At 45.7% G+C, this 22,989-nt stretch carries 25 protein-coding genes; 16 read left to right on the top strand and 9 right to left on the bottom strand.

Features of this window, described 5'->3' with window-relative positions; genetic code table 11:
* Nucleotides 1-318 precede the first annotated feature (318 nt).
* The 4 genes from PN466_RS07500 to PN466_RS07485 all read left to right on the top strand — a co-directional run bounded on the left by PN466_RS07500 (nt 319) and on the right by PN466_RS07485 (nt 4,465).
* Entirely contained in the window at nt 319-2,028 is a 1,710-nt protein-coding gene (locus PN466_RS07500) for an ABC1 kinase family protein (RefSeq protein ID WP_271938273.1), read from the top strand.
* Between the two features lie 144 nt (nt 2,029-2,172).
* Nucleotides 2,173-2,544 (top strand): hypothetical protein, encoded by a 372-nt coding sequence (locus PN466_RS07495; protein WP_271938271.1) that lies wholly within the window; start codon nt 2,173-2,175, stop codon nt 2,542-2,544.
* Nucleotides 2,545-2,755: 211 nt separating this feature from the next.
* Complete coding sequence (locus tag PN466_RS07490; RefSeq protein WP_271938269.1) at nt 2,756-3,181, top strand: alpha-ketoglutarate-dependent dioxygenase AlkB; 426 nt, start codon at nt 2,756-2,758, stop codon at nt 3,179-3,181.
* A gap of 513 nt (nt 3,182-3,694) precedes the next feature.
* Entirely contained in the window at nt 3,695-4,465 is a 771-nt protein-coding gene (locus PN466_RS07485; RefSeq protein WP_271938267.1) for a hypothetical protein, read from the top strand.
* A gap of 252 nt (nt 4,466-4,717) precedes the next feature.
* Here PN466_RS07485 and PN466_RS07480 read toward each other — a convergent pair whose 3' ends face one another.
* Nucleotides 4,718-7,237 carry a mannose-1-phosphate guanyltransferase gene (locus tag PN466_RS07480; protein ID WP_271938265.1) on the bottom strand — a complete coding sequence of 840 codons (2,520 nt, stop codon included), beginning with the start codon at nt 7,235-7,237 and terminating at the stop codon, nt 4,718-4,720.
* Nucleotides 7,238-7,438: 201 nt separating this feature from the next.
* Between PN466_RS07480 and PN466_RS07475 the strand changes: the two genes are divergently transcribed.
* The 3 genes from PN466_RS07475 to PN466_RS07465 all read left to right on the top strand — a co-directional run bounded on the left by PN466_RS07475 (nt 7,439) and on the right by PN466_RS07465 (nt 9,220).
* Nucleotides 7,439-7,621 (top strand): hypothetical protein, encoded by a 183-nt coding sequence (locus PN466_RS07475; RefSeq protein WP_271938263.1) that lies wholly within the window; start codon nt 7,439-7,441, stop codon nt 7,619-7,621.
* Nucleotides 7,622-7,711: 90 nt separating this feature from the next.
* Nucleotides 7,712-8,434 carry a class I SAM-dependent methyltransferase gene (locus PN466_RS07470; RefSeq protein WP_271938282.1) on the top strand — a complete coding sequence of 241 codons (723 nt, stop codon included), beginning with the start codon at nt 7,712-7,714 and terminating at the stop codon, nt 8,432-8,434.
* Between the two features lie 15 nt (nt 8,435-8,449).
* Nucleotides 8,450-9,220 (top strand): cobalt-precorrin-6A reductase, encoded by a 771-nt coding sequence (locus PN466_RS07465; protein WP_271938261.1) that lies wholly within the window; start codon nt 8,450-8,452, stop codon nt 9,218-9,220.
* 182 nt (nt 9,221-9,402) lie between these two features.
* Here PN466_RS07465 and petA read toward each other — a convergent pair whose 3' ends face one another.
* Both petA and petC read right to left on the bottom strand, forming a co-directional pair.
* Complete coding sequence (petA, locus tag PN466_RS07460) at nt 9,403-10,371, bottom strand: cytochrome f (RefSeq protein WP_271938260.1); 969 nt, start codon at nt 10,369-10,371, stop codon at nt 9,403-9,405.
* A gap of 60 nt (nt 10,372-10,431) precedes the next feature.
* Nucleotides 10,432-10,971 carry a cytochrome b6-f complex iron-sulfur subunit gene (gene petC, locus PN466_RS07455; protein WP_271938279.1) on the bottom strand — a complete coding sequence of 180 codons (540 nt, stop codon included), beginning with the start codon at nt 10,969-10,971 and terminating at the stop codon, nt 10,432-10,434.
* Between the two features lie 190 nt (nt 10,972-11,161).
* Between petC and PN466_RS07450 the strand changes: the two genes are divergently transcribed.
* Nucleotides 11,162-11,479 carry a DUF3067 family protein gene (locus tag PN466_RS07450; protein ID WP_271938258.1) on the top strand — a complete coding sequence of 106 codons (318 nt, stop codon included), beginning with the start codon at nt 11,162-11,164 and terminating at the stop codon, nt 11,477-11,479.
* A gap of 125 nt (nt 11,480-11,604) precedes the next feature.
* On the top strand, nt 11,605-12,216 hold the full coding sequence (locus PN466_RS07445; protein WP_271938256.1) for a TetR/AcrR family transcriptional regulator: 612 nt from the start codon (nt 11,605-11,607) through the stop codon (nt 12,214-12,216).
* A 57-nt stretch (nt 12,217-12,273) separates the two neighbouring features.
* Here the strand turns inward: PN466_RS07445 and PN466_RS07440 are convergent, their stop codons facing one another.
* Both PN466_RS07440 and PN466_RS07435 read right to left on the bottom strand, forming a co-directional pair.
* Complete coding sequence (locus PN466_RS07440) at nt 12,274-13,503, bottom strand: MFS transporter (protein ID WP_271938254.1); 1,230 nt, start codon at nt 13,501-13,503, stop codon at nt 12,274-12,276.
* Nucleotides 13,500-13,847 (bottom strand): DUF6464 family protein, encoded by a 348-nt coding sequence (locus PN466_RS07435; protein ID WP_271938253.1) that lies wholly within the window; start codon nt 13,845-13,847, stop codon nt 13,500-13,502. Before PN466_RS07435 ends, PN466_RS07440 begins: the two co-directional genes overlap by 4 nt.
* Nucleotides 13,848-13,933: 86 nt before the next feature.
* Between PN466_RS07435 and PN466_RS07430 the strand changes: the two genes are divergently transcribed.
* The 7 genes from PN466_RS07430 (at nt 13,934) to PN466_RS07400 (ending at nt 19,328) form a co-directional block, all read left to right on the top strand.
* Nucleotides 13,934-14,479 carry an NUDIX hydrolase gene (locus PN466_RS07430; protein ID WP_271938251.1) on the top strand — a complete coding sequence of 182 codons (546 nt, stop codon included), beginning with the start codon at nt 13,934-13,936 and terminating at the stop codon, nt 14,477-14,479.
* Nucleotides 14,480-14,546: 67 nt separating this feature from the next.
* A complete protein-coding gene (locus PN466_RS07425) occupies nt 14,547-15,443 on the top strand; it encodes a hypothetical protein (protein ID WP_271938248.1) in 897 nt (298 codons plus the stop codon).
* Between the two features lie 147 nt (nt 15,444-15,590).
* Nucleotides 15,591-15,818 carry an addiction module protein gene (locus PN466_RS07420; protein ID WP_271938246.1) on the top strand — a complete coding sequence of 76 codons (228 nt, stop codon included), beginning with the start codon at nt 15,591-15,593 and terminating at the stop codon, nt 15,816-15,818.
* A complete protein-coding gene (locus PN466_RS07415; protein ID WP_271938245.1) occupies nt 15,815-16,111 on the top strand; it encodes a type II toxin-antitoxin system RelE/ParE family toxin in 297 nt (98 codons plus the stop codon). Before PN466_RS07420 ends, PN466_RS07415 begins: the two co-directional genes overlap by 4 nt.
* Nucleotides 16,112-16,125: 14 nt before the next feature.
* Nucleotides 16,126-16,863, top strand: a complete 738-nt coding sequence (locus tag PN466_RS07410; RefSeq protein WP_271938243.1) for a cytochrome c biogenesis protein CcdA — start codon at nt 16,126-16,128, stop codon at nt 16,861-16,863.
* A 7-nt stretch (nt 16,864-16,870) separates the two neighbouring features.
* Nucleotides 16,871-18,256, top strand: a complete 1,386-nt coding sequence (locus PN466_RS07405) for a cytochrome c biogenesis protein (RefSeq protein ID WP_271938240.1) — start codon at nt 16,871-16,873, stop codon at nt 18,254-18,256.
* Between the two features lie 112 nt (nt 18,257-18,368).
* Entirely contained in the window at nt 18,369-19,328 is a 960-nt protein-coding gene (locus PN466_RS07400; RefSeq protein WP_271938238.1) for a D-2-hydroxyacid dehydrogenase, read from the top strand.
* A 77-nt stretch (nt 19,329-19,405) separates the two neighbouring features.
* Here the strand turns inward: PN466_RS07400 and PN466_RS07395 are convergent, their stop codons facing one another.
* From PN466_RS07395 to PN466_RS07380, 4 genes are all read right to left on the bottom strand, one after another.
* Nucleotides 19,406-19,852 carry a hypothetical protein gene (locus PN466_RS07395; RefSeq protein ID WP_271938236.1) on the bottom strand — a complete coding sequence of 149 codons (447 nt, stop codon included), beginning with the start codon at nt 19,850-19,852 and terminating at the stop codon, nt 19,406-19,408.
* Nucleotides 19,853-20,024: 172 nt separating this feature from the next.
* Entirely contained in the window at nt 20,025-20,375 is a 351-nt protein-coding gene (locus tag PN466_RS07390) for a phenylpyruvate tautomerase MIF-related protein (protein WP_271938235.1), read from the bottom strand.
* A gap of 46 nt (nt 20,376-20,421) precedes the next feature.
* Nucleotides 20,422-20,901: a flavin reductase family protein gene (locus PN466_RS07385; RefSeq protein WP_271938234.1), complete on the bottom strand. Its 480-nt coding sequence runs from the start codon at nt 20,899-20,901 to the stop codon at nt 20,422-20,424.
* 122 nt (nt 20,902-21,023) lie between these two features.
* Nucleotides 21,024-22,931, bottom strand: a complete 1,908-nt coding sequence (locus PN466_RS07380; protein ID WP_271938232.1) for a DNA-directed RNA polymerase subunit gamma — start codon at nt 22,929-22,931, stop codon at nt 21,024-21,026.
* Between the last annotated feature and the right edge of the window lie 58 nt (nt 22,932-22,989).

Raw genomic sequence — 22,989 nt, 5'->3', positions numbered from 1 at the left:
GATAAGAAGACTGCCAATGATGGAAGTCTTAACCGTACCAATGACAAGGACTGATTTAGCCAGGAGCCGTATGAGGTGAAAGTCTCATGTACGGTTCTGAATGGGAGGGGTAGAGGGTGACCTCTATCTCGACCCCTAATAGATAAAAAGTATGGTCCAACCTAGAAAAATAGAATTAGGACAAGAGTAAATAAACTTGCTCAAAATCCTAAAATTTGGATAGGTCAATGGTCAACATTTAATAAAATCTATCGATAGCAGATAGAAATCTAAACGTTGAATAGTCAAAATTGTGATTATCAAGAGGCATCAGCTAGCGTGAAGCAACATCCACTTGAGCAGCTCAGGAGATACGACCCCCAGGCGATCGCCAGCTACTATAAATTCCGCCCCTGGCAAAGTCTCTATCGAATTGTGACTTTAATCGGGGCTTTTTTAGGATTTATCTTCTCCCTGAAGTCGGATCAATTCAGGAACCAAGTCGAGCAAAATCGGCCCAAACGCGCCACCGAGTTGAGGGAATTACTCACTCACTTAGGGCCAACCTATATCAAAGTCGGTCAAGCGCTCTCTACCCGTCCCGATCTGATTCGTAAAGACTTTCTCGAAGAGTTAACTAAACTTCAAGATCGCCTGCCTCCCTTTCCGAATCAAACCGCCTTTGACATCATCGAGAGAGAATTGGGGGGTTCGATCTCCCAAATGTACCTGGATATTTCTCCCCATCCCGTTGCTGCTGCCAGTTTAGGCCAAGTCTACCGAGGACGGCTTCACAGTGGAGAAGAAGTCGCCATCAAAGTCCAACGACCCAATCTAGTCCCCATTCTCACCCTCGATTTATACCTGATGCGATGGGCAGCCCGTTGGATTTCACCCATTCTCCCTCTTAATTTAGGTCATGACCTGACTCTAATTGTGGAGGAATTTGGCATAAAAATTTTTGAAGAAATTGACTATATTAATGAAGGGAAAAATGCCGAAAAGTTTGCGGAAAACTTTCGCTATAATCCCCAAGTTAGAGTTCCGCAAATTTATTGGGATTATTGCGCCAAGAAAGTCCTCACCCTAGAGTGGATTAATGGCTATAAACTCACCAATACTGAGGCAATTCAAGAAGCCGGTTTAGATGCCGATAAAATTATCCGTATTGGGGTAACCACAGGCCTGCAACAATTACTAGAGTTCGGTTTTTTCCATGCTGACCCCCATCCAGGGAATCTATTTGCCCTATCCGATCCTTCAGGCATTGGGGCACAAATGGGCTATATTGATTTTGGCATGATGGATCAGTTAGATCAGACAGCTAAAGAAACATTAGTGGATGCCGTGGTGCATCTGATTAATAAGGATTATACGGAATTAGCCGAAGACTTTGTTAAGCTCGGTTTTCTGACTCCGGATACTGATATTTACCCGATTATCCCTGCCCTGGAAGCGGTATTTGGGGATATCATGGGTGAAAGTGTTCGGGATTTTAATTTTAAGACGATTACGGATAAGTTCTCGGAAGTGATGTACGAGTATCCCTTCCGAGTTCCGGCTAAGTTTGCCTTAATTATCCGATCGCTGGTGACTCAGGAAGGATTAGCCTTGAGCATTAATCCTGATTTTAGAATTGTGGAAATTGCTTATCCCTATGTGGCTCAACGGTTACTAACTGGTGAAACCCCCAGTTTAAGACGACGCTTGTTAGAGGTCTTGATTAAAGACGGTAAGTTCCGGTGGGATCGCTTAGAGAATATGATTGCGATCGCCCGCTCCGATAGTGGCTTTGATTTAATGCCTACCGCTCAATTGGGTTTACAATATCTCCTTTCAGAAGAGGGACAATATTTACGCCATCAAATTGTCTTAGCCCTGACGGAAAATGACCGCTTACACACCGAGGAAGTGGAACGACTGTGGCATTTAATTCAGGATGATATCCAGCCGAGTCGCTTACTCGATGCCGCTTGGGGAGCGCTCGCTGATTTTTCTAGAGAGCGAGCGGCTCTACTGCTCCCTTCTGTAGCAGCTTTCACCCAATAAATGACGCATGAAAACCCCCTGCTTTTTAAGCAGGGCTGTTTCATGGATTAACCCCTCTATCGCCCATTCCCCCACGGAGAGCGCGAAGCACTGTATACTCCCTAGGAACACCTTTTATCTCAATTCCACCCAGGAGTAGCATTCGTGTACTATACTGCACAACCCCCTTACGCTTTATTAATAATTGGTTTACTGGTTAGCTTAACGTCAGGAGCTGCATTTTATGCGACGTTGACTGAATCAGCAAAACTCTGGTCATCCCAATCTTCTAAGTATGATATCACCCGGCTACAGGGGCCAAAACTGTTGTTTCCATTTACGGGAATTTTTGCCGGTGCTTGTGTATTTTTGTCTTCGGGGTTGGCGGTATTTGGCTTTCCCACGGCGATCGCCTATTTAATCTCTCTCCCCGTTACCCTGTTCGTTAGTGGCTTAGTTTGGTATCAACTTGGTCAAGTCCTGATCCAACTGCAACAAGGTGGCTCGAAAGCCTTAGATCTAGACTCCTGGGGTTAAAATAGACTGGCATGGTCAATGAGTGTAGGTTGGGTTGAACGATAGTGAAGCCTAAACATATCGGTAATTGTTGCAACAGTCCTCAACCCAACCTACACAACCAGAAATTATGAAGATCAGTTCACCTAATCTAGAGTTGCGAAGAATGTTCTGGCTCAATCACGAAGACTTATTCTCAAAGCTTCGTGACACTGTAGTGTGGGATGAAAGGATGAAGACTCGGAAAACAGCCAGCTTTGGAGTCTCCTACAACTATTCACAGATGACCTATCCAGAAACTCAAATGCATCCTGAACTAGAGCCTGTGTGCGCGGCGGTTTCGGATGTACTTGGATTTACCCCCAATAACTGTTTGCTCAATTTCTACCCAGATGGTAATTCCTCCATGGGTTTTCACTCTGATACTGCCCAGGAACTAGCTCCAGGCACTGGGGTGGCCATTCTTTCGCTGGGATCGAGTCGAAACATTACATACAAACTCAAGGAAGACCGAATGATTCAACAGAGTTATCGCTTAGACAGTGGTGATTTACTGTATATGTCTAATGAGGTTCAAGCCGACTGGCTTCATGGAATCCTCAAAGAGCCTGATACCGGCTCTCGTATAAGCATAACATTAAGAAAAATTGCTATCTAGTCAGGGAATTGTAGAATGGTATTCCAGACAAAAGAGAATCGCTATAATTGCATAATCGATCAAAGTAGATTTACTCATTAACTTGCCAAAATGAGAGGAGTAAACTCATTAATTGTTAAGTTTAATCTCAATTTCTTGATTGGAATTAGACTATCCTCTATATTGAAAATATGGAGCTAAGAAAAAGCTTCATTCGGCAGATCAAACAGTCTATTTCTATTAGTTTGAGAGGTAAAACGCTGTTTCACTATCATCTGTCTCTCCAAGTACAAGCTGCACCCAATCGGTGGCTGGTCTTTCCTTAAAGTGAGAAAACTGGGAGTCAAAAAGTGGAGTTAAGTTAGTTTTAAGTTAACCCATTCTCCTCCAGATAGACTTAATCTAAGCAAGGAAGGCTTCAGGGAACTATTCGGGTGTAGTTGTGCTTTTAAAAGTAATCCGATCAAAAAAATAAGCAGGGGAATTCCTCAATCCGCTACAATCGATAGGTAGAATTCTCCCTTCTGAAAGCTTATGGCCATTATTGCGCTTAAGGCTTGGTATCTCCAAGAATACGAACCGATTCCAGAATTAGAAAAACGACCCCCAGACATGCGGTTGAGCAAGCAAAGTTTGCTCAAGTCTGCTCTGCGGGCTGATTTTCTCGAAGATAGCGAAGAAATCAAGAAATCCATTTGGTTTCAACGATATTTACAAGGGGAAACCATTGAGTTTTATATTGAAGGCAGTGGAGGCTATGCCATCTCCAATATTGACTTAACCAGTCATGAAATTTACTTTACCAAACAGGAAGTGATGGCCCATCTCGATCCGATGGTCTTCTTCTGCTATCAGCAGGAAGAGGGAGAGTCGAGTCAGATCCTCAAAGAAGCATTAGAAGAGACGATCGCTGATTTAAATCGGCGATCGCGTCTAACCCTAACGCTAGAATCCTCCCATCGTCCTAATCAAGCCCCCATTCGTCTCAATAATCCTTTGATGCGTCGCATTCGTAAAAGCTTGCTCTTCATTGCTGATGGGACTCCAGTGACTCAAGTAGAAACCCAAGAGGTAACCCATCTGCTCCCCAGTCCCTATGTCTGTGTGGAAATGGGATATGCTCTCTCGATCAAACGACCCGAACAAATCTTACTCGCGCAAATGGAGCGATCGGAGTTTCCGGGACAATTTCCCTTTGATGTGTCTCCCCAAAACCGTCTATCCTTTCAATCAGCACAAGATTTAAAGGACATTCTGCCGAAAACGCTAGAAACCCTACTAGAGCGTTATCGCTTATTAAAGTAACTCGGCCAGGTGAGTGTTGAGCATTGATGGCGCTTTGTACTCTCCGTAGGGGAATGGGGGAGTGGAGGAGTGCAGAAACAGAAACTTTCTCCAAGTTTACGGCAAGAAGACAAAACCAGGTCGTACCACAACCTATAGCAGAGAAAGGGAGAGTTAGGACATTTTCTATTGCGATTCGTGCCTATTGCCTCAAACCATAACCTCACTGTCCTAATCAACTCTTTCACTGCTATATTCCCTATTCCCTATTCCCTAGTCATCAAATCTTTGATGAGCTTCAATAAAACTGTGGACGCGATCGCAATAATCTTTCAGTAAGCTCTCCACAATCTCTGGATCGCAACCATCAGCCACAATATCAATCATTGCTTCCCCCGCATCTGGCAAGATAAGGACCCAATGGTGACCATCGGGGGAGATAATTTTTACGCCATCCACCAATTGCAACTGCTCTGAAGGATGGGTTTCCACCAAATAGCGCATTACTGCCCCCTTCGCCGTCCAAGGACAGCGAAGAGTTGTCATCTGATGGGCAATGGTGGGGAGTTTCGAGCGCATCATGCCCAAAGAAATATCCTGTAATTTCAACATCTCCATCAACTTGGCTGTCGCAAACATGGCATCAAAACCGGGATGGAGTTGGGGAAAGATAAAGCCCATATCCCCACTTCCCCCTAACACCACATTAGGATTGGCATGACATGCTTCCATTAAAGCGGCTGGATTTGACTTGGTGCGAATTACCCGGCCTTCATGACGACGGGCGATTTCTTCCACCGCACTCGAAGCATGGATCGGAACGACCACCGTTCCCCTGGGATGAGCGGTTAAGATCATTTGCATCATCAAAGCGGTGAGGATTTCCCCTCGGATCGCTGTTCCCGTTTCATCAATTAAGACAAATTTTTCCCCATTTGAGGATACTTGTACCCCCATAGTCGCTTCCAGTGCCCCCACAACTCGGCCTAATTGATTGAGTAGCCCTTCTTGGTCGTCCAGGGAGAGGGGTTTGGGGTTTAAGCTGGCATTGAGAACCACCGCATCACAGCCAAATTTAGCCAGCAGTTGGGGTAAAACTGCGCCGCTAACGGCAAAAGCATAGTCAATCACCACTTTGGAGGAAACGGTTTCGATCGCCTCTAAATTGAGGTGTTTCTCAAAGGCTTCCATATAAATTTGCAATGTCTCCGAGGTATAAGTGACATTGCCCACTTCATAAAGGAGCGATCGCCGCATATCCTCTTTAAAGAAACAGCCTTCAATTTTCTTTTCCTTGGATTTAGAAATATTGATACCCTTATGATTGAGGAATTCAATCAGGATGGAACTCCCCCGCTCTGGGTGCAAACGCACATGAATTCCCCCTTCTACTCCTAGGGTGGGAATCACAGTGCGAACAATGGGAATTGCCTTATTTTCCAGGTTTTGCACGTCTACGCCCACTGACATCAATCCTGCCACCAAAGAGCGGGTCACCATGCGGGAAATACTGCGCTGATCGCGAGATACCGTGACTTCAGACCCTGGCGACAAGATTGAACCATAGGCAGCTCCCAGTTTGACCGCTAATTCTGGCGTAATGTCAATATTGGCTAAACCCGATACTCCCCGCTGTCCAAATAGGTTACGATGGCCGACATTACCCCAAATCAAATTCAGATTTAAGATCGCTCCGGCTTCAATTCTTTTATTCGGCCAAACCCGTACTTGAGGAGAAACCCGTGCTTCTTCTCCTACTGTAGACAGGGAACCGACGATCGCCCCTTCTAAGATATGGGCACGACGGTCGATCCGGGTTCCTCGACCCACGACACAAGCTCTCAGATGGCTTTCATCACCGATAATAGCCCCGTTCCAAATGATTGGCCGTTTTAACGTGGCGTAGGAGCCAATGGTGACATTATCACCAATAATGGTTCCCGGTTCGATATGTACATGGCTACCAATACGGCAGTTATGGCCAATGAGCACGGGGGGTTCTATATTCACCGTGGGATCGATATAAGTATTGTGCCCAATCCATAAACTTGGCGATCGATTGGGATAAGATACTTCTAAGTTCACTCGTTGAGCTAAAGCGCTATATTGGCTTTCCCGATAAGCATCAAGATGGCCAACATCACACCAATACCCCTCGGCAATGTAGCCATAAATAGGTTTTCTTTGGGCGAGTAGAAAGGGAAATAAATCTTTAGAAAAATCCGCTTCTTCTTTGGGGGATAAATAGTTTAGGACTTCGGGTTCTAAGATATAAATTCCCGTATTTACGGTATCTGAAAAAACTTCACTACTTGAGGGTTTTTCTAGAAAGCGTTGAATTCGACCATCAGGCCCAGTAATCACCACTCCAAATTCTAGGGGATTGGGAACACGGGTTAAGACTAGAGTGGCGATCGACTTTTTTTGATAGTGAAAGGCGATCGCCGCACTTAAATCGAAGTCCGTGATACAATCGCCACTGATGACTAGGAAGGTTGACCCTAGCAACTCAGATACATTCTTGACACACCCAGCAGTTCCTAGGGGTTGCTCTTCCTCAACTGCATAGGTCATTTGGATACCAAACTCCCGCCCATCTTGGAAGTGACTGCGCATCACATCAGGTAAGTAATAGAGTGTCGTAATTACTTCGCGAATGTGATGGTGTTTGAGTAGGCGGACAATATGCTCGGCGATCGGTCGGTTAAGGACAGGAACCATCGGCTTCGGAAGCTCGCAGGTTAACGGTCTTAGCCGAGTTCCTGAACCACCTGCCATCAGCACTGCTCTCATAAGACGCTCCTCTGGTTTAGGGAATAGGGAATAGGGAGTCTGCTGTGAGGAACACAGAACCAAAACCAAGTCATGGATGAATTCACTAAACTTAATAGTAGTGACGATCAACACTTATTACAATTTTGCTAAAACTGTACCATACTCTCACGATCCTAAATGGATACTGACTGAATGTACTGAATTAGGAGCGATAACCAGATGAAGCTATTGATTGTTTTGGGACTCATCGGCTATGCGATCGGAGTTTGGAAGTTTTGGAAAGGCTATTCTCGGACAAATTTTACACCAGGATTGATGAATAAGGTTCTTCTCTCCTTGGGTTGGCCGGTGTTGGTGTTTAATGGCTCCTATCGCCGCAATTTTAGAAAGGCCTTGAAATAATGAACAATTAATCGTTAATAATGATGGGTAATGGGTAATGGGTTCTTTCCCCATCCCCCTATCCCCCTATCCCCCCATCTCTATTCAGATATGACACGCTTAAGTAATGCTTCAGGTTTTGGACTACAAAATTTCTCTACAGAGGCTCTGGAGGAGCAACTAGCGGCGGTGGCACTTCGGTTTAACCGCCAATACCGGGGAGATGCCTTTGAAGTTCCGCCAGAAGTGGAAGAGATGCCGATTTTTCGGCAATGGATGAGTGGGGAGTTAACCCCGAAGATTACGTCTGAGTTTTGGCAGGTGTGTAAGCCGAAAAAGGGGCAAAAGTGCCTAGATATTGGCTGTGGGGTGAGTTTTCTGATTTATCCTTGGCGAGAATGGGATGCCTTTTTTTACGGTCAGGAGATTAGTAAGGAGGCTTCCGATGCCCTAAATTCTCGCGGCCCGCAGTTAAATTCTAAGTTGTTTAAGGGGGTCAAGTTGGAGCCAGCTCACCAGTTAGATTACGAGCCAGGACAGTTTGATTTGGCGATCGCCACGGGATGGAGTTGTTATTTTTCTGTGGACTATTGCCAACAGGTCATGGCTGCTGTAAAGTCGGTACTGAAACCTGGGGGAATGCTCGTGTTTGATGTGCTAAACCCAGAGGTAGAATTGGCAGAAAATTGGGCCATTCTAGAGACGTATTTGGGGGCGGAAGTGGCTCTAGAGCCTTTACAGGAGTGGGAAAAAGCAATCCGTGCTGTGGGAGCAAAAGTAGTTAAAAAAAGAGAGGGTGAGTTGTTCCATCTCTATGTTGTCAAGTATCCGTGAAGCGATCGCCGTAAAATGACTACAGTTTGGTTGATTGGGGGGACTTCAGAAAGTCGCCTGTTGGCTCAAGGGTTGGTGAAGAGAGGTGTGGAGTGTGTAGTAACGGTAACGACTGAGCCAGCAAGATCGCTTTATGCCACTTATCCTGGGTTAACGGTATGGGTAGGGAAGTTAAAGGGATCGAGTTTAGATGAATTCACTCGATCTCATGATATTAGCGTTATTTTAGATACAAGTCATCCTTGGGCGGTGAAAATTTCCCAACTGGCGATCGCCTTTTCAGAATGCTCTCAAATCCCCTATTTGCGCTATGAGCGCCCCCCTGTAACTGATGATTCTGGCTCTAGTCAGATCGTGACCTTAGACAGTTTTGCCACCCTGGTGAGTGGCGACTATTTGACCGATCAACGCGTGTTCTTAACGGTCGGATATCAACGCTTACCCTTATTTCAACCTTGGCAACACCAGGCAACATTGTTTGCGCGAGTACTCCCTTCTGCTAAGTCAATTCAGATTGCTCAGGAAGCGGGATTTACGAGCGATCGCCTGATTGCCATCCGTCCTCCAATTCCTGAAGCTCTAGAGTTAGCCCTATGGCAACATTGGCAGATTTCCCTGGTAGTGACCAAAGCATCAGGAAATGCAGGAGGAGAAGCCATCAAGCGTCAACTGTGCGATCGTTTGGGAATTCCATTAATTACGATCACTCGACCGAAAATGAGCTATCCCCAACAAACTGAGGATATTGAGGAGGCGATCGAGTTTTGTCTATCCCATGTCATATAGTGCTGCGTGCTAGGGAATAGGGAATGGGGAATGGGGAATAGGATTACTCCATTGCTATAGCAGAGAAAGGGAGAGTTAAGATATGTTCTATTACCTATTGCCTATTACCTATTGTTATAAGAAACCGGATTTCTTCAAGAAACCCGGTTTCTGTCTTGCCCAATCATCCCAAGATTTAGGATTTAGAAATTCATTTCGGCTGCTTGGACTTTCTCGAATTGTTTCTTCTTCAGAACGAGGAAGATTTGAGTAATCATAATCAGCACTAAGAAGGCAATCATACCTTGAATACGAGTAGCATCTTGGAGAACGATTTCCGTATCAATTTGACCAAAACCACCCACATTGGGATTGTTGGTTAAAGCTTGTCCGGCTGCCACTTCATCGCCTTCAGAAACGATTAATTCAGGGCCAGCCGGAATACTGGTGACGACAGCATCTGCATCAGCGGGTTGAATGGTGACTTCATAGCCGCCATATTCGAGTTCACTAATGCTGGCGATCGTTCCAGCTACGGAAGCGGAAGAAACGGTATTGTTGGTATTGTCTCCAGTGGGATAGACTTGACCGCGACCTCGGTTTCCACCGACGTGAATGGCATATTTACCATAGTTAATGGATTTGTCGGTTTTGGGGTCAGGAGAGAGAACGGGGAAGACAATTTCTTGATGGTCGTCACCGGGAAGAGGGCCAACCAGAATGACGTTTTCTTGGTCTGCGGTGTAGGTTTGATAATAAACGCCTTCAGTTTCTTCTTTGAGTTCTTCAGAGAGGCGATCTTCGGGCGCAATCTTAAATCCTTCGGGCAGCATTAAGACTGCACCGACATTGAGACCACCAGGACTACCATCGCCTAACACTTGCTGTACGCTGGTGTCGTAGGGAATGTTAACGACGGCTTTGAATACGGTGTCAGGGAGGACGGAATGGGGAACTTCGACTTCGGTGGGTTTGGCTCCTAGGTGGCAGTTGGCGCAGACAATGCGGCCGGTGGCTTCACGGGGAGTGATAGGAGCGGTTTCTTGGGCCCAAAAGGGGTAGGCGGCTGCGGGTTGGGGGTTAATGAGATCGGAGGCGGCAAAGATAGAGATTGCGGCGATCGCTACTAACACTAACCTGCGCCAGGTTGTTAAGACAGAACAGTATTTCATCAGTTATGAACAGGATGTAAACTTTATAAATTCAGCGCTTATGGAAATGGAAGAGGGGAGTTATGTCCACCAGGGATCTTCATTGGTGCGGAAGTCTGTTTCTTCCCAGTTGCTGAGAACCACTTTATCGTCAGTGATATCAGTATGGGCTAAAGCTAAGGATAAGGGTGCGGGGCCGCGAACCACTTTACCTTCCGCATTATACTGGGAACCATGGCAAGGACAGATAAACTTGTTTTCACTTGCATTCCAAGGCACAACGCAACCCAAATGGGTACACACTGCGTTGAGTCCATAGCTGGCTAAGGTTTTATCTTGTTGAACGACTAAATAGGTGGGGTCTCCTTTGAGTCCTTGGACGAGGGAGCGATCGCCTGCGGGATGACTGGCTAAATATTCGCTAGCTACCACATCATTACCAGCCGCGTCCTTAGCGGTTGTCCCGCCGCCAGCACCACCACTAGAAGGAGGAATAAAATAGTTGACAACCGGATAAAGAGCGCCTAGAGCGACTCCGGTTGCGGAACCAAAGGTTAAGAGGTTCATAAATTGCCGTCGTCCCATATTGGGGACATCCGCCGATCCAGAAGCTTGAGTCATCAGTTGTTTTGTTAATTGATTCACTTTCTCTTTAGTGTTTGTAGGAGGTAGTACCCCTACTCTAAAGATGACCACTTAAATTTTGGCCAATCCTCAGTTTACACTTTGTATGAGAGCATTATTACATTTTTTAACACCCCTTAGCGGTGAGTTTTGAAGAATTTGTCCTTTGAGGATCGGGAGCAGAAAAATGACCGGAGAAGAGTTACATCAATTGTTACGGAACAAGTGGGGACGTTCTTACGATATACAAATCCGTAGAAGCCAGGGGAAAATCTTGGTACAAATTATGTGGAAATATTTGGAACAAGCGTCTTTCCCTTGGTCTCCGGATGAATATCTCGCCCATCTGAGCCGTATCGCCTTGTATCTTCAAGACTGGGGCGCTACGGAGCAATTGCGGTCTTATATTGAACAGACCAGCGATCGCCCCCGTTTGGGTAAGGCCTTGACATTGATCCTGGATTTGGGCGATCGCTCTTCCGAATGGATTTTGGAGGACTCTTAACGGATTTAAGCGATCTTAGAGAACTTTTGTAAGGTTGTGTGAAGTTTTACGGATTAATTGCTCTAAGTGATCCTGAATCACCATACAACAGGATAAGAGAGTTATATTAACCTGACTTTAAGAAGATGACTATAGCAACTTCAACCCCTAAACCAGAAGCCCAAACCCGAACTCGTATTCTGGCAGCAGCCCAACATCTATTTGCTCGCAAAGGATATGATGGCACAACAACACGGGATTTGGCTCAAGCGGCGGGGGTGGCGGAAGGAACGTTATTTCGGCATTTCAGTAATAAGAAGGCAATTTTGTTGGAAATTGCGACTCAAGGCTGGATTGATATTTTAACGGATTTGCTCACGGAGTTAAGTGAAATGGGCAGTTATCGGGATATTGCCCAAGTGATGCGACGGCGAATGATGAGTTTGCATCGCAATGCCGATCGCATGAGAGTCTGTTTTATGGAGGCTCAGTTTCATCCGGAATTGCGCGATCGCATTCAAGCCGATGTAATCGATAAAATGACGGATGTGGCAGAAGCATTTTTTCAAACGGCAATGGATCGGGGGGTTTATCGCCAGATGAATCCTAAAATTGTCGCTCAGGTGTTTTTGGGCATGTTTGTGATTGCCGGATTTAGCGATACAACGATTATTGAACCCGACGCATCTCCCCAGTCCATGCGCGAAATGGCTGAAGGGATGGCAGATATTTTCCTCCATGGTGTGCTGGCGAAGTAGGTGGGGGTATGAGGGGAAATGGAGATTGCTGGTTGCCTATTCCCTATTCCCCATTCCCTAGCGCGAAGTGCCCTCAAGCGATCGCAAAATCTGGATACCAAGGAGGGTGCTGAAGGCGATCGCCAGCCAAAACCCATCGATAATGATTCTAGACTGGTCTAATACCCATCCTCCCAAAGGGGGGCCGATCAGATAGCCAATAGCCCAACATTGAGCATTAATGGCTAAATAGGTTCCCCGTAAGTCTTCTGGAGCTAAATCCACCACGAGAGCAGAAGCGGACGGGGTATAGATGGCTGTGGCAACTGCCATCCCGACTAATGCACTGATAGCCCAAAATAGAGCTTCTTGATTGACTCCACCAGCGATCCAGACTAAAACAAAACTTGCGCTCCAAACTGATAGGGATAGCATTAAACTTTGCGAACGACTCCAACGATTTAAACGGCGAGCGATGGGGAGTTGACAGAGGGCTAAAAAAGCAATTTGTCCGGTAAATAAGCTGCTAATGATGGCAGGAGAAAACCCTCCAGAGGCTAGAAAATTGCTCAAATAGAGGGGCAATGTGCTTTGCTGTTGCGAGAGATAGGTGGTAAAGAGAAGATTAACGATTACAAACTTTTGTAACTGGCGATCGCCCAAAGCTACCCCCCAATTAGAACCGTGCTGGGGTCGGGGCTTGTGGTTTTGGGGTCGGGTTTCGTCAATCGCGGTATAAATCAGAGCAAAGAATAGTAAAAACGATATACCATCCATCACAAACAGCCAGCGAAAATTCACCCCGGCTTCAATTAACAAGCCCCCCAACAGTACCCCACATCCGAGTCCTAAATTATCAGCTAATCGTGCTAGAGCAAAGGCTTCATTTCGTTGATCTAGCTGAGTTACATCGGCCACCACGGTCTCCGTTGCCGGCCAATAGAGTCCAATCCCCAAACCCATCAACAGATTTCCCAAAACCAGGGTTGGAAAATCGACAATTAGAGCCAAAATTACATCTGCAAAAGCCGAAACCAGAGCCGACAACAATAAGGTACGGCGGCGACCCCATTGGGGAGAATCCGTAAAGTTACCTGCTAGAAACCGTCCAAGAATGCCAGAAAAAGCACTACTTCCTAATCCCAAACCGACTTGAGTCGCCGAGAGTCCCACTTGATTGACGAAAAAAATGGGAGCATAAAATAGGGTAAATCCGATGCCAATTTGGGATAAGAGACGACCCGCCGCTAAAATCCAAACCGGTTGTGGCAGTTGGGGCAATATAGAGAACACTCTATCTTTGTTCAAGATTTTGTGCCTCGAAACCCTGTATCCTCTTGGGTCGGTTGATAGTGGGAACACTCTTCACAAGGGCCATGGGGATTAATGGCACATCTCAGATAGGGCGATCGCGCGTTATATTGGCAAGTAATATCGCCAATAATTGTATCTATCCCCATTCCAGGGGTGAAGGAAGAGGGCCTATAATTCAATAAGCGTTCCCGTGGAGATTGTAAGGGTCTATTACGATAGGCTCGTAAAATGCGTTCATGACGCTGTTGACACTGGAGTTCCACTTTACGCATCATCCATAAGGACAAAGTTGGTGGAATCATGCCCACAAAGAAGACTAAAATCAGATCTAGGTTCACGGTCTACAGAGCTGCTCGGTGGTGTGAACAATAATAACTTATATCATTTCATCCTCCCCATCTCCCCATCCCCCCATCCCCCTCCCATGACCTTGCCAAAACGCTGGAAACTCTTGCACTCCCATCTAGCCTTTGACCATCCTTGGTGTCAGGTGCGCCAAGATACCGTCCAATTGCCTAACCAAACCATTATTGATGATTACTTTGTCAGTATTCGTCCAGAAGTCGCCATGATTGTTCCTATTACCCCAGAAGGAACAATTTTATTTGTCCGTCAATATCGCCATGGGGTACAAAAAGTATTATTGGAATTACCAGCCGGCCATTTTTATCCCCCAGAAGAATCAGCAGAAGTTGCCGCTAGGCGAGAATTTGAAGAAGAAACCGGTTATCAGAGTCAAGATTGGAAATTTTTAGGCGTTCTGTATGATAATCCCCCCAAAGATACCAATGGGATTCATGTCTTTTTAGCCCAAAATATTCATCAGGTTGGCGAGCAACACTTGGATATCACAGAAGAAATCGAGTTAGTATTTATTCCCATTAATGAAGTAATGGATACTATTTTTCGCGGAAAAATCTGTGTTTCCGGGACAATTGCTGCTTTAGTTATGGCGCTTCATGGGATGTAGAATGAGCAGATGATTGTGCTAGAAGATCGATGTCCATTTGTGGGTAACTTTGGGTAAGTCTTATTTAATGGATAATTCAGTGAGTCATTCTGTTCATAGAGTCACCGGACAACCAGGATATCGCCCCCAAGCAAGAGATACGATCGCCGAAGCGGATCGGTTGGAATTTTTGCTGCTGCGATCGCGCCAGCGAAACGGAGTTTTATCGAGATCGCCCTTGCAGCGATATGGGATGGCGCGGGATTTGATGAAGCGAACCCGACAATTATCGTTGCAAAGTATCAAACGGCGCTTCCCTCACTTGACAGGTCAAGCCTTGGCGGAGAAAATAGCCAGAGCATGGTTGCAAGATGATTATCCAAGCGCGTTTGTACCGGGAAACAACGAAAAAATGTGGATTCAAGACCCATTAGAAATCGCCTTTTTGTTGCACAACCTGTTTGAATCCCTACAAATCGAGTATTTCATTGCCCGTGGATCGGCGGCAATTTTGTATGGCGAACCCCGCACCACTCGCGATTTAGATGTGGTGGTATCCATGCAGCGCGATCGACTTGATGAAGCGATCGCCTCCCTGGAGGAATCTGGATTTTACGTCGTGGGTATAGAAGATGTGAAAAACGGACGGCTCAATATCCTGCAAGTCATTCACATGGCGACAATTGCCAGAGGGGATTTGATTTTGTTGGGGACAACGCCTTTTGACCAAATGCAACTCGAACGACGACAGGCAGTATCCATGGAGGAAGGACAGATTTTGTATTATGCCAGTCCCGAAGATACAATTCTAAGCAAGCTGCAATGGCAACAACAAAGTCAATCGGAAAAGCAGTGGCGGGATCTTTTGGGCATTCTCAAGGTTCAAGGAGAATTGCTCGATCTCAACTATCTGCAAGAGTGGGCAATACAACTCAGTTTGAGTGAGGATTTGCATCTGGTGCTTGCAGAAGCTGGTTTGAATTGATGGCGATCACCCTTGAGAAGCAATCGGGTTTCTGGCTATCATTTATCACCAACACAATGAAGTTGGGCGATCGTGTTACACTAACATTCAGTCATGTAAGGTGGGTCGTACCTGCTGATACAACTAACCTAACTCAACTTTCAAATTATGGATGCTGCCGTTTTAACACAAAAAGCCCTTAAACTAACGGTTGTAGAACGAGTTCATCTGATCGATGCTCTATGGGCAAGTCTTGATAATCCAGAACAAACTGAAATTGATCTTGCTTGGCTCAATGAATCCCAAAGCCGACTAGATGCTTATCATGAAGGTCAGATAGAGGTTGTAGATGGACAATCTGTCTTCAGTGAGATTAAGAAATCTCTGGAAACATGAGCATCAAGTTTTTATTAGCAGCCAGTCAGGAGTTACAAGAAGCTGCTGAATTTTATCAAAATCAATCTTTTGGATTGGGCGAAGATTTTCTAGCAGAAGCCCAAGCAACTGTTAATCGAATTGTGCAAAATCCCCGCGCTTGGACACCATTAAACGAGAAAATCAGACGCTGCCGTATGCAGCGTTTTCCTTATGGAATTATTTACACAATTGAAGAAGATTCAATCTTAGTGATCTCAGTAATGCACCTACAAAAACATCCCCAATCCTGGAAAAAAAATCTTGAGGATTAGAACCAGCATTGAACATGATTGAAACCCTAGAAACCCAACTCTATTATCTCCAACAGTTTGCCGATCGCCTAGTCGATACCCAACTGGCTCATCTCAATGCTGTTAGTATCGGTCTCATTTTTATCGCCGGACTCCTCACGAGCCTCACCCCCTGTATGCTCTCTATGCTGCCGCTCACCGTTGCGTACATCGGCGGCTACGAAACTGAAAACCGCTTACAATCTGCGATCCAGTCCCTGTGGTTTGCTGCCGGTTTAGCCACTACCCTCGCTCTGTTGGGAATCGTTGCCGCTCTCGTCGGTCAGGTCTATGGTCAAGTTGGTATAGGCTTACCCATCATTGTCAGTATTATCGCCATTTTGATGGGACTCAATCTTCTGGAAGCCTTACCCCTGCAACTCCCCGCTTCCGGAGGCATGGATTGGATTTCACCTAACTTCCCCAACAGCGTGCGTTCCTACCTCATTGGTTTAACCTTTGGCTTAGTTGCCTCCCCCTGTAGCACCCCCGTCTTAGCCACCCTTCTGGCTTGGGTTTCCAGCACCCAAAACCCCATCCTGGGCAGTGGTTTACTCCTGGCTTATACTGCTGGATATGTCTCTCCCCTGGTACTGGCGGGAACCTTCACCGCTTCGATTAAAAAACTTTTAGCCCTCCGACAATGGTCAGGATGGATCACACCTACCAGTGGCGTGTTATTAGTAGGATTTGGGGTGATTTCGCTCCTGTCTCGTCTTGTGCCCATAAGTTGATTTTCTGATGACTTCCAATCAAAACGCTTCTCCTCCCATCTCCTTCAATCCCCTGCAATGGTGGAAAAAACAAGTGCTGCCCACATTAGCCGATTTACGGTTAGCGATTATTGTCTTGCTGGCGATCGCCCTCTTCAGCATTTCCGGTACAGTCATAGAACAGGGGCAATCTATCGAATTTTATCAAGCCAACTACCCTGAAGACCCCGCCCTATTCGGCTTCCTCTCCTGGAAAGTCCTCTTAACCGTTGGCTTAGACCATGTTTATAGCACCTGGTGGTTTTTGGCGCTGCTTGTCCTCTTCGGCTCAAGTTTAACCGCTTGCACGTTTACCCGCCAACTACCCACCCTCAAAGCGGCTAACCGGTGGAAGTATTACCAAAAACCACAACAATTTGAAAAACTGGCTCTGAGTACCCAACTCAATCAAGGGTCGAATGACTCGTTAGAACCCATCTTAAAACAATACGGGTATCGAGTCTTTCGAGAGGGAGAAACCCTATACGCTCGCAAAGGCATTATTGGCAGAATTGGGCCCATTATCGTTCATGCCAGTATGCTGATTATTTTAGCTGGATCGATCTTAGGCTCCATGACCGGATTTATGGCTCAAGAAGTCATTCCCAGTGGCAATACCTTTGAGATTAAAAATATCATTGAAGCAGGGCCCTTTGCCCAATCCCAAGTGCCCAAAGATTGGTCAGTGCGCGTGAATCGATTTTGGATTGACTATAGTCCAGAGGGCAGAATTGAGCAATTTTATTCCGATTTATCCGTATTAGATAACCAGGGAGAAGAAGTTAAGCGCGAAGAAATCCATGTGAATCAACCCCTGCGCTATCGAGGCGTAACCTTGTACCAAGCCGATTGGGCGATCGCGGCTGTTAAAGTAAGAGTAAATAACTCTCCTATCTTCAAGATTCCTATGGCTAAACTGCCCATACAAACCGAAGGCAGAATCTGGGGAACCTGGATACCCACCACACCCGATATGAGCCAAGGAGTTGCCCTAGTCACCAAAGATTTACAGGGAACTCTCGTTGTTTATGATAATCAAGGACAACTCATCGGTACGGTGCGGCAGGGAATGGACATAGAGGTTAATGGCGTTACCTTGAAAGTCCTGGACGTTATTGGCAGCACCGGATTACAAATTAAAGCCGACCCCGGTATTCCCGTTGTTTACACCGGATTTGGACTACTCATGATTGCTGTCGTTATGAGTTATTTTTCTCACTCTCAAATTTGGGCATTGCAAAACGGCGATAACTTTTACGTTGGTGGCAAAACCAACCGCGCTCAAGTCACCTTTGAACAAGAAGTACTGAAAATCCTCGATCAGGTTCAAGAAAACACCCCATCAGAAACCAAAACACCAGCAATTGAGGCATAATCCATACAGCATTTTTACTGTGATAGGGAAAGCCTTAATTAAAAATCGGGACTTTTAAGGGAAAAAATGATTTCCCTATTGCCTATTGCCTATTCCCTATTCCCCAATCTCTATGAAATCCCCAAAAATTGTTATTTTAGATGCCGCCACCATCGGCGATGTCAACCTCAGCAGATTAGAGCAATTCGGCACATTGGAAGTGTTCGCCACGACTCAACTTGAAGAAGTCGCTGCCAGAATTCAAGGTGCGGAAATTGTTATCACCAATAAAGTCCCCATCAATCGTTCCATTCTCGAAAGTACCCATACTCTAAAACTGATTTGTGTCGCTGCTACAGGATACAATATTATCGATATCCAATGTGCAGCCGAACAGGGAATTATCGTCACCAATGCAGTGGGTTACTCGACGAACAGTGTGGTCGCCCATACCTTTTCCATGCTCTTTTATCTGTCCCACCATTCTCGTTATTTTGACGATTATACGCGCAGCAAAAAATGGTGTGAAAGTCCCACGTTTAACCACTTGGGAGAATCCTTTTATGAACTTTCTGGCAAACACTGGGGAATTATCGGTATGGGAGCCATCGGCAGAAAAATAGCCGATATTGCTCAAGCTTTTGGCTGTCAAGTTTCCTATTTCTCTACCAGTGGTAAAAACCGAGAGCAACCCTTTAAATGCATCGATTTAGATCAACTTCTGCAACAGTCCCATATCGTTTCTATTCATGCACCATTAAATGAAAAAACGGCTAATCTAATTGATGAAGCCCAACTTAAAATGATGTCTTCTGAGGCAATTTTGCTCAATCTCAGTCGTGGTGGAATTGTCAACGAAGCAGCCTTAGCATCAGCCCTAGATCTTGGAGAAATTGCTGCCGCAGGTTTGGATGTTTTGGAAACAGAACCTCCGCAAGAAGATAATCCCCTCTTTCATATCCAAAATAAAGATAGACTTTTGATTACCCCTCATATCGCTTGGATTTCCCACGAATCTAGAGAACGGTTAATCACAGAAGTTCACAAAAATATCGAGGCATTCCTGAAAGGAGAGCCTCGCAACCGAGTATAGCGCTTCGCGCGAGGGAATAGGGAATGGGATTGAAACCCTGATTGTTTGACTAGCAATCATTTTTAATATTTAATTGATCACAGTCCCCAATCACTGAGAATGCGATCGATACTTTCTTCAATTGCGCTCGGAGCTTGATTGTTTTCTGATTCAACAGAAGCATACAGATAGGAGAGTCCGAATAGGGCGGGAATCAGAATTAAAATAAAAGTGACACAAGCTAACAAATTACTGATCGTTTTTAAATTTAAGGGGATACCCCATTCCCCTTGATTTAAATTTGACTGTTGACCTGAGCGTTGATGGTGTCGGCGCTCCCGTCCAGCTAGAATGACAAGATAGAACCAGCGATTAAAAATAGGGAAAGATAGACGCAGATCGAATGGATGTACCTGCCATTGGCGATCGCCCAATTGCTTCCTAATCTCCTCGAGTTGCTCCTCACTAAAGGTTACCGCAATATGGGTGGGCATTTTAGACAAAAAACGGCTTAAAACTGGATCGAGGGGAGAAAATCGCTTCATAGCTCTAGAAGTCAAACAACGATTAATCTATCCATAGATAACGGTAGATCCTACAAATGAGCTGATGTCCCTGATTCTGATCCAAGTTTGGGGGGAGGTGAACCCACCAACCTTATGGGCTAACCTATCCCCATTCGTGATAATTATACAGGGGCGATGCTATGATGAACCCTTAAAATGTCCCACCATTCCAACCCCACATACTACCCTCAGCACCTGCAAACTCAATGTAGGTACGATTGGGGGGTACTCCTAAGCTTTCAGCGATCGCTTCGCAAAAATCCTGACTCATACTCTGGGTTTGAGCAGGACTCATCCCGCCAATATTCTTCACCTCAATGTAGCATACCGGATCTGAGGTTCCCCCAAATGTCATCGGCACATCAGCGTCAAAAGCAGTCATGACATAAGATTCGGGTTTCCCCAAGTGTTGGGCTAATTTAGCTGAAAGTATTTGCAGCAAACCTGTAACTGCAATCTTCTCTGGAATTGGAACAGATGTTTGAATTTTGATTAATGGCATAAGTTAAATCAACCTCCCAATTTTTATCGTGATTATCGTTATTCAGCTAACCGCCATAATTCCAACCTGTACTTTCGAGTAAGAGTGGCTCACCTTCCCGGTGAATTCCTGCGGCAATCACTTCCCCCACGAATACTGTATGATCGCCTTTTTCTACCACTCCCACAACCTGGCATTCCACATATCCTAAGGTATCGGTAATGATCGGACATCCGGTTTCACCCAGATAAAAGTCCACTGATTCAAACTTATTCCCGACTCGGCGTTGAGGCTTAAAAAATTGCTGGGCTAAATCCTTTTGTCCCGCTTCCAGAATACTTAAAGCAAATACCCCACTCGATTGAATCATGGCATGGGATTGAGACTTAGTATTCACACAATTGACCACCAAAGGAGGGGTAAAAGAGGCTTGCATTACCCAACTCGCCGTAAAACCATTCACTTCTTCCCCATCTTTTACCCCACAGATATACAAGCCATGGGGGATTTTTCTTAACAGGGTTTTCTTTGCCTGTTCATCTAACACAGGAATTTCTCCGAATATTTCATACTTGGTCTATCCAGGTTAGTTTAACAAAAAATAGAGTAGGGTGCCTTGCGCTTTCGCTAATGCACCCTACCTCAATTAGATAGCCAACGACTAGGAGACTAAGCCGTGAGGATAGAATCATGAATCGTCTTATTAAAGATAATCCGACCCGGTGTTGTGCGAATATACTGGCAAATCTGCTCACCTTCGGCTGTTTCTCGTACTCGTCGATAGCGGTAAATACGGTTTACTGTTCCGTCTTCAAGCTTCTCTTCAGAAACGATTTCATCATCTTTTTCTGGAGATTCCACTTCACCATCATAACGAACCCAGATATAGGCATGTAGGTCTACTTGGGCTTGATCGTAGGCACGAATGGCATCTTCTAAAGAAGCAAAAAAGCGATCGCCCCCTTTCTGCGCCCAAGGATTTTCCGCCGTTAAATAGTAACATCCTAACACCATATCCTGAGATGGCGTAATAATGGGCCGCCCCGTCGCTGGAGACATCACATTATTCGACGCTAACATCAACAACCGTGCCTCAGATTGGGACTCCAACGACAACGGCACATGCACCGCCATTTGGTCTCCATCAAAGTCTGCGTTAAACGCCGGACAAACTAACGGATGCAACTGAATGGCTCGCCCTTCCACAAGCATCGGTTCAAAGGCTTGAATCCCCAACCGGTGCAACGTTGGAGCGCGGTTCAGCAAAACTGGGTGACCTTCAATCACCTCTTCTAAAACATCCCAAACACTAGGATCGTTCCGTTGAATCAGCTTTTTCGCCGCCTTAATATTATTGACCAATCCTTGGCGAATTAAGCGATGAATGACAAACGGTTGGAACAATTCGATCGCCATTTCCTTGGGTAAGCCACATTGGTAAATTTGCAGCTTTGGCCCCACAACAATTACAGAACGACCGGAATAATCCACCCGTTTTCCTAACAAGTTTTGCCGGAAACGTCCCTGTTTTCCTTCAATAATGTCCGACAAAGATTTCAACGGCCGGTTATTCGCTCCCACCACCGTGCGACCGCGCCGACCATTATCAATCAGAGCATCCACGGCTTCTTGTAACATCCGCTTTTCATTACGGACAATAATCTCCGGGGCTAAAATTTCTTGCAGTCGAGCTAATCGGTTATTGCGGTTAATCACCCGGCGATACAGATCGTTTAAATCGCTGGTGGCAAACCGTCCTCCATCCAACTGCACCATCGGGCGCAAATCGGGCGGAATCACCGGCAGCATACTCAAAATCATCCATTCCGGCTTAGAACCGGTGGCAATAAAGTTATCAATGACCCGCAAACGTTTAATTAACTTCGCCCGTTTTTGCCCTTTAGAATTGAGGATATCTTCGCGCAGTTGTTCCGCTACGGTTTCCAATTCCAAATCGGCTAGTAAGCGCTCAATGGCCTCTGCACCAATGCCCACTTCTACACCAATTAATTCTGAATCTTCAGAATACAATTGGTCTTCAATATCCATCCACTGGTCTTCATTGAGCAGTTGTTTATAACTGAGGGAGGGAATTTCTTCATTGGTCTTAGCGACCTCTGGGGTATTTCCGGGATCGAGAACCACATAGGCATTAAAATACACAATTTGTTCCACATCCCGCAGGGGCATATCCAGCAGAATGGCCATATAGCTGGGTATACCTTTTAAGTACCACACATGGGCAACTGGAGCGGCTAATTGAATATGACCCATGCGATGGCGACGGACTCTCGATTCGGTCACTTCTACGCCGCAACGCTCGCAAACAATCCCCCGATGACGAACTCGTTTATACTTTCCACAATGGCATTCCCAATCTTTAGCTGGCCCAAAAATCCGCTCGCAGAAGAGGCCATCCATTTCGGGTTTGAGAGTACGATAGTTGATGGTTTCCGGTTTGGTCACTTCCCCAACGACTGACCCATTGGGAAGGGTTCGCTCTCCCCATTGCCGAATCCGGTCAGGAGAAGCGATACCAATTTTGACGTAATCAAACCGTTGTTGCTGATTTTTCATTGCTTCTGTTCAATGAGGGTGAATAACGCTGCCTTGAGAATCTGGACTAGCCCAATCT

The sequence above is a fragment of the Roseofilum reptotaenium CS-1145 genome, from assembly GCF_028330985.1.
GTDB lineage: Bacteria > Cyanobacteriota > Cyanobacteriia > Cyanobacteriales > Desertifilaceae > Roseofilum > Roseofilum reptotaenium.
Note: the sequence above shows the minus strand (reverse complement) of the source record. Positions and strands in the feature narration are given on the sequence as shown.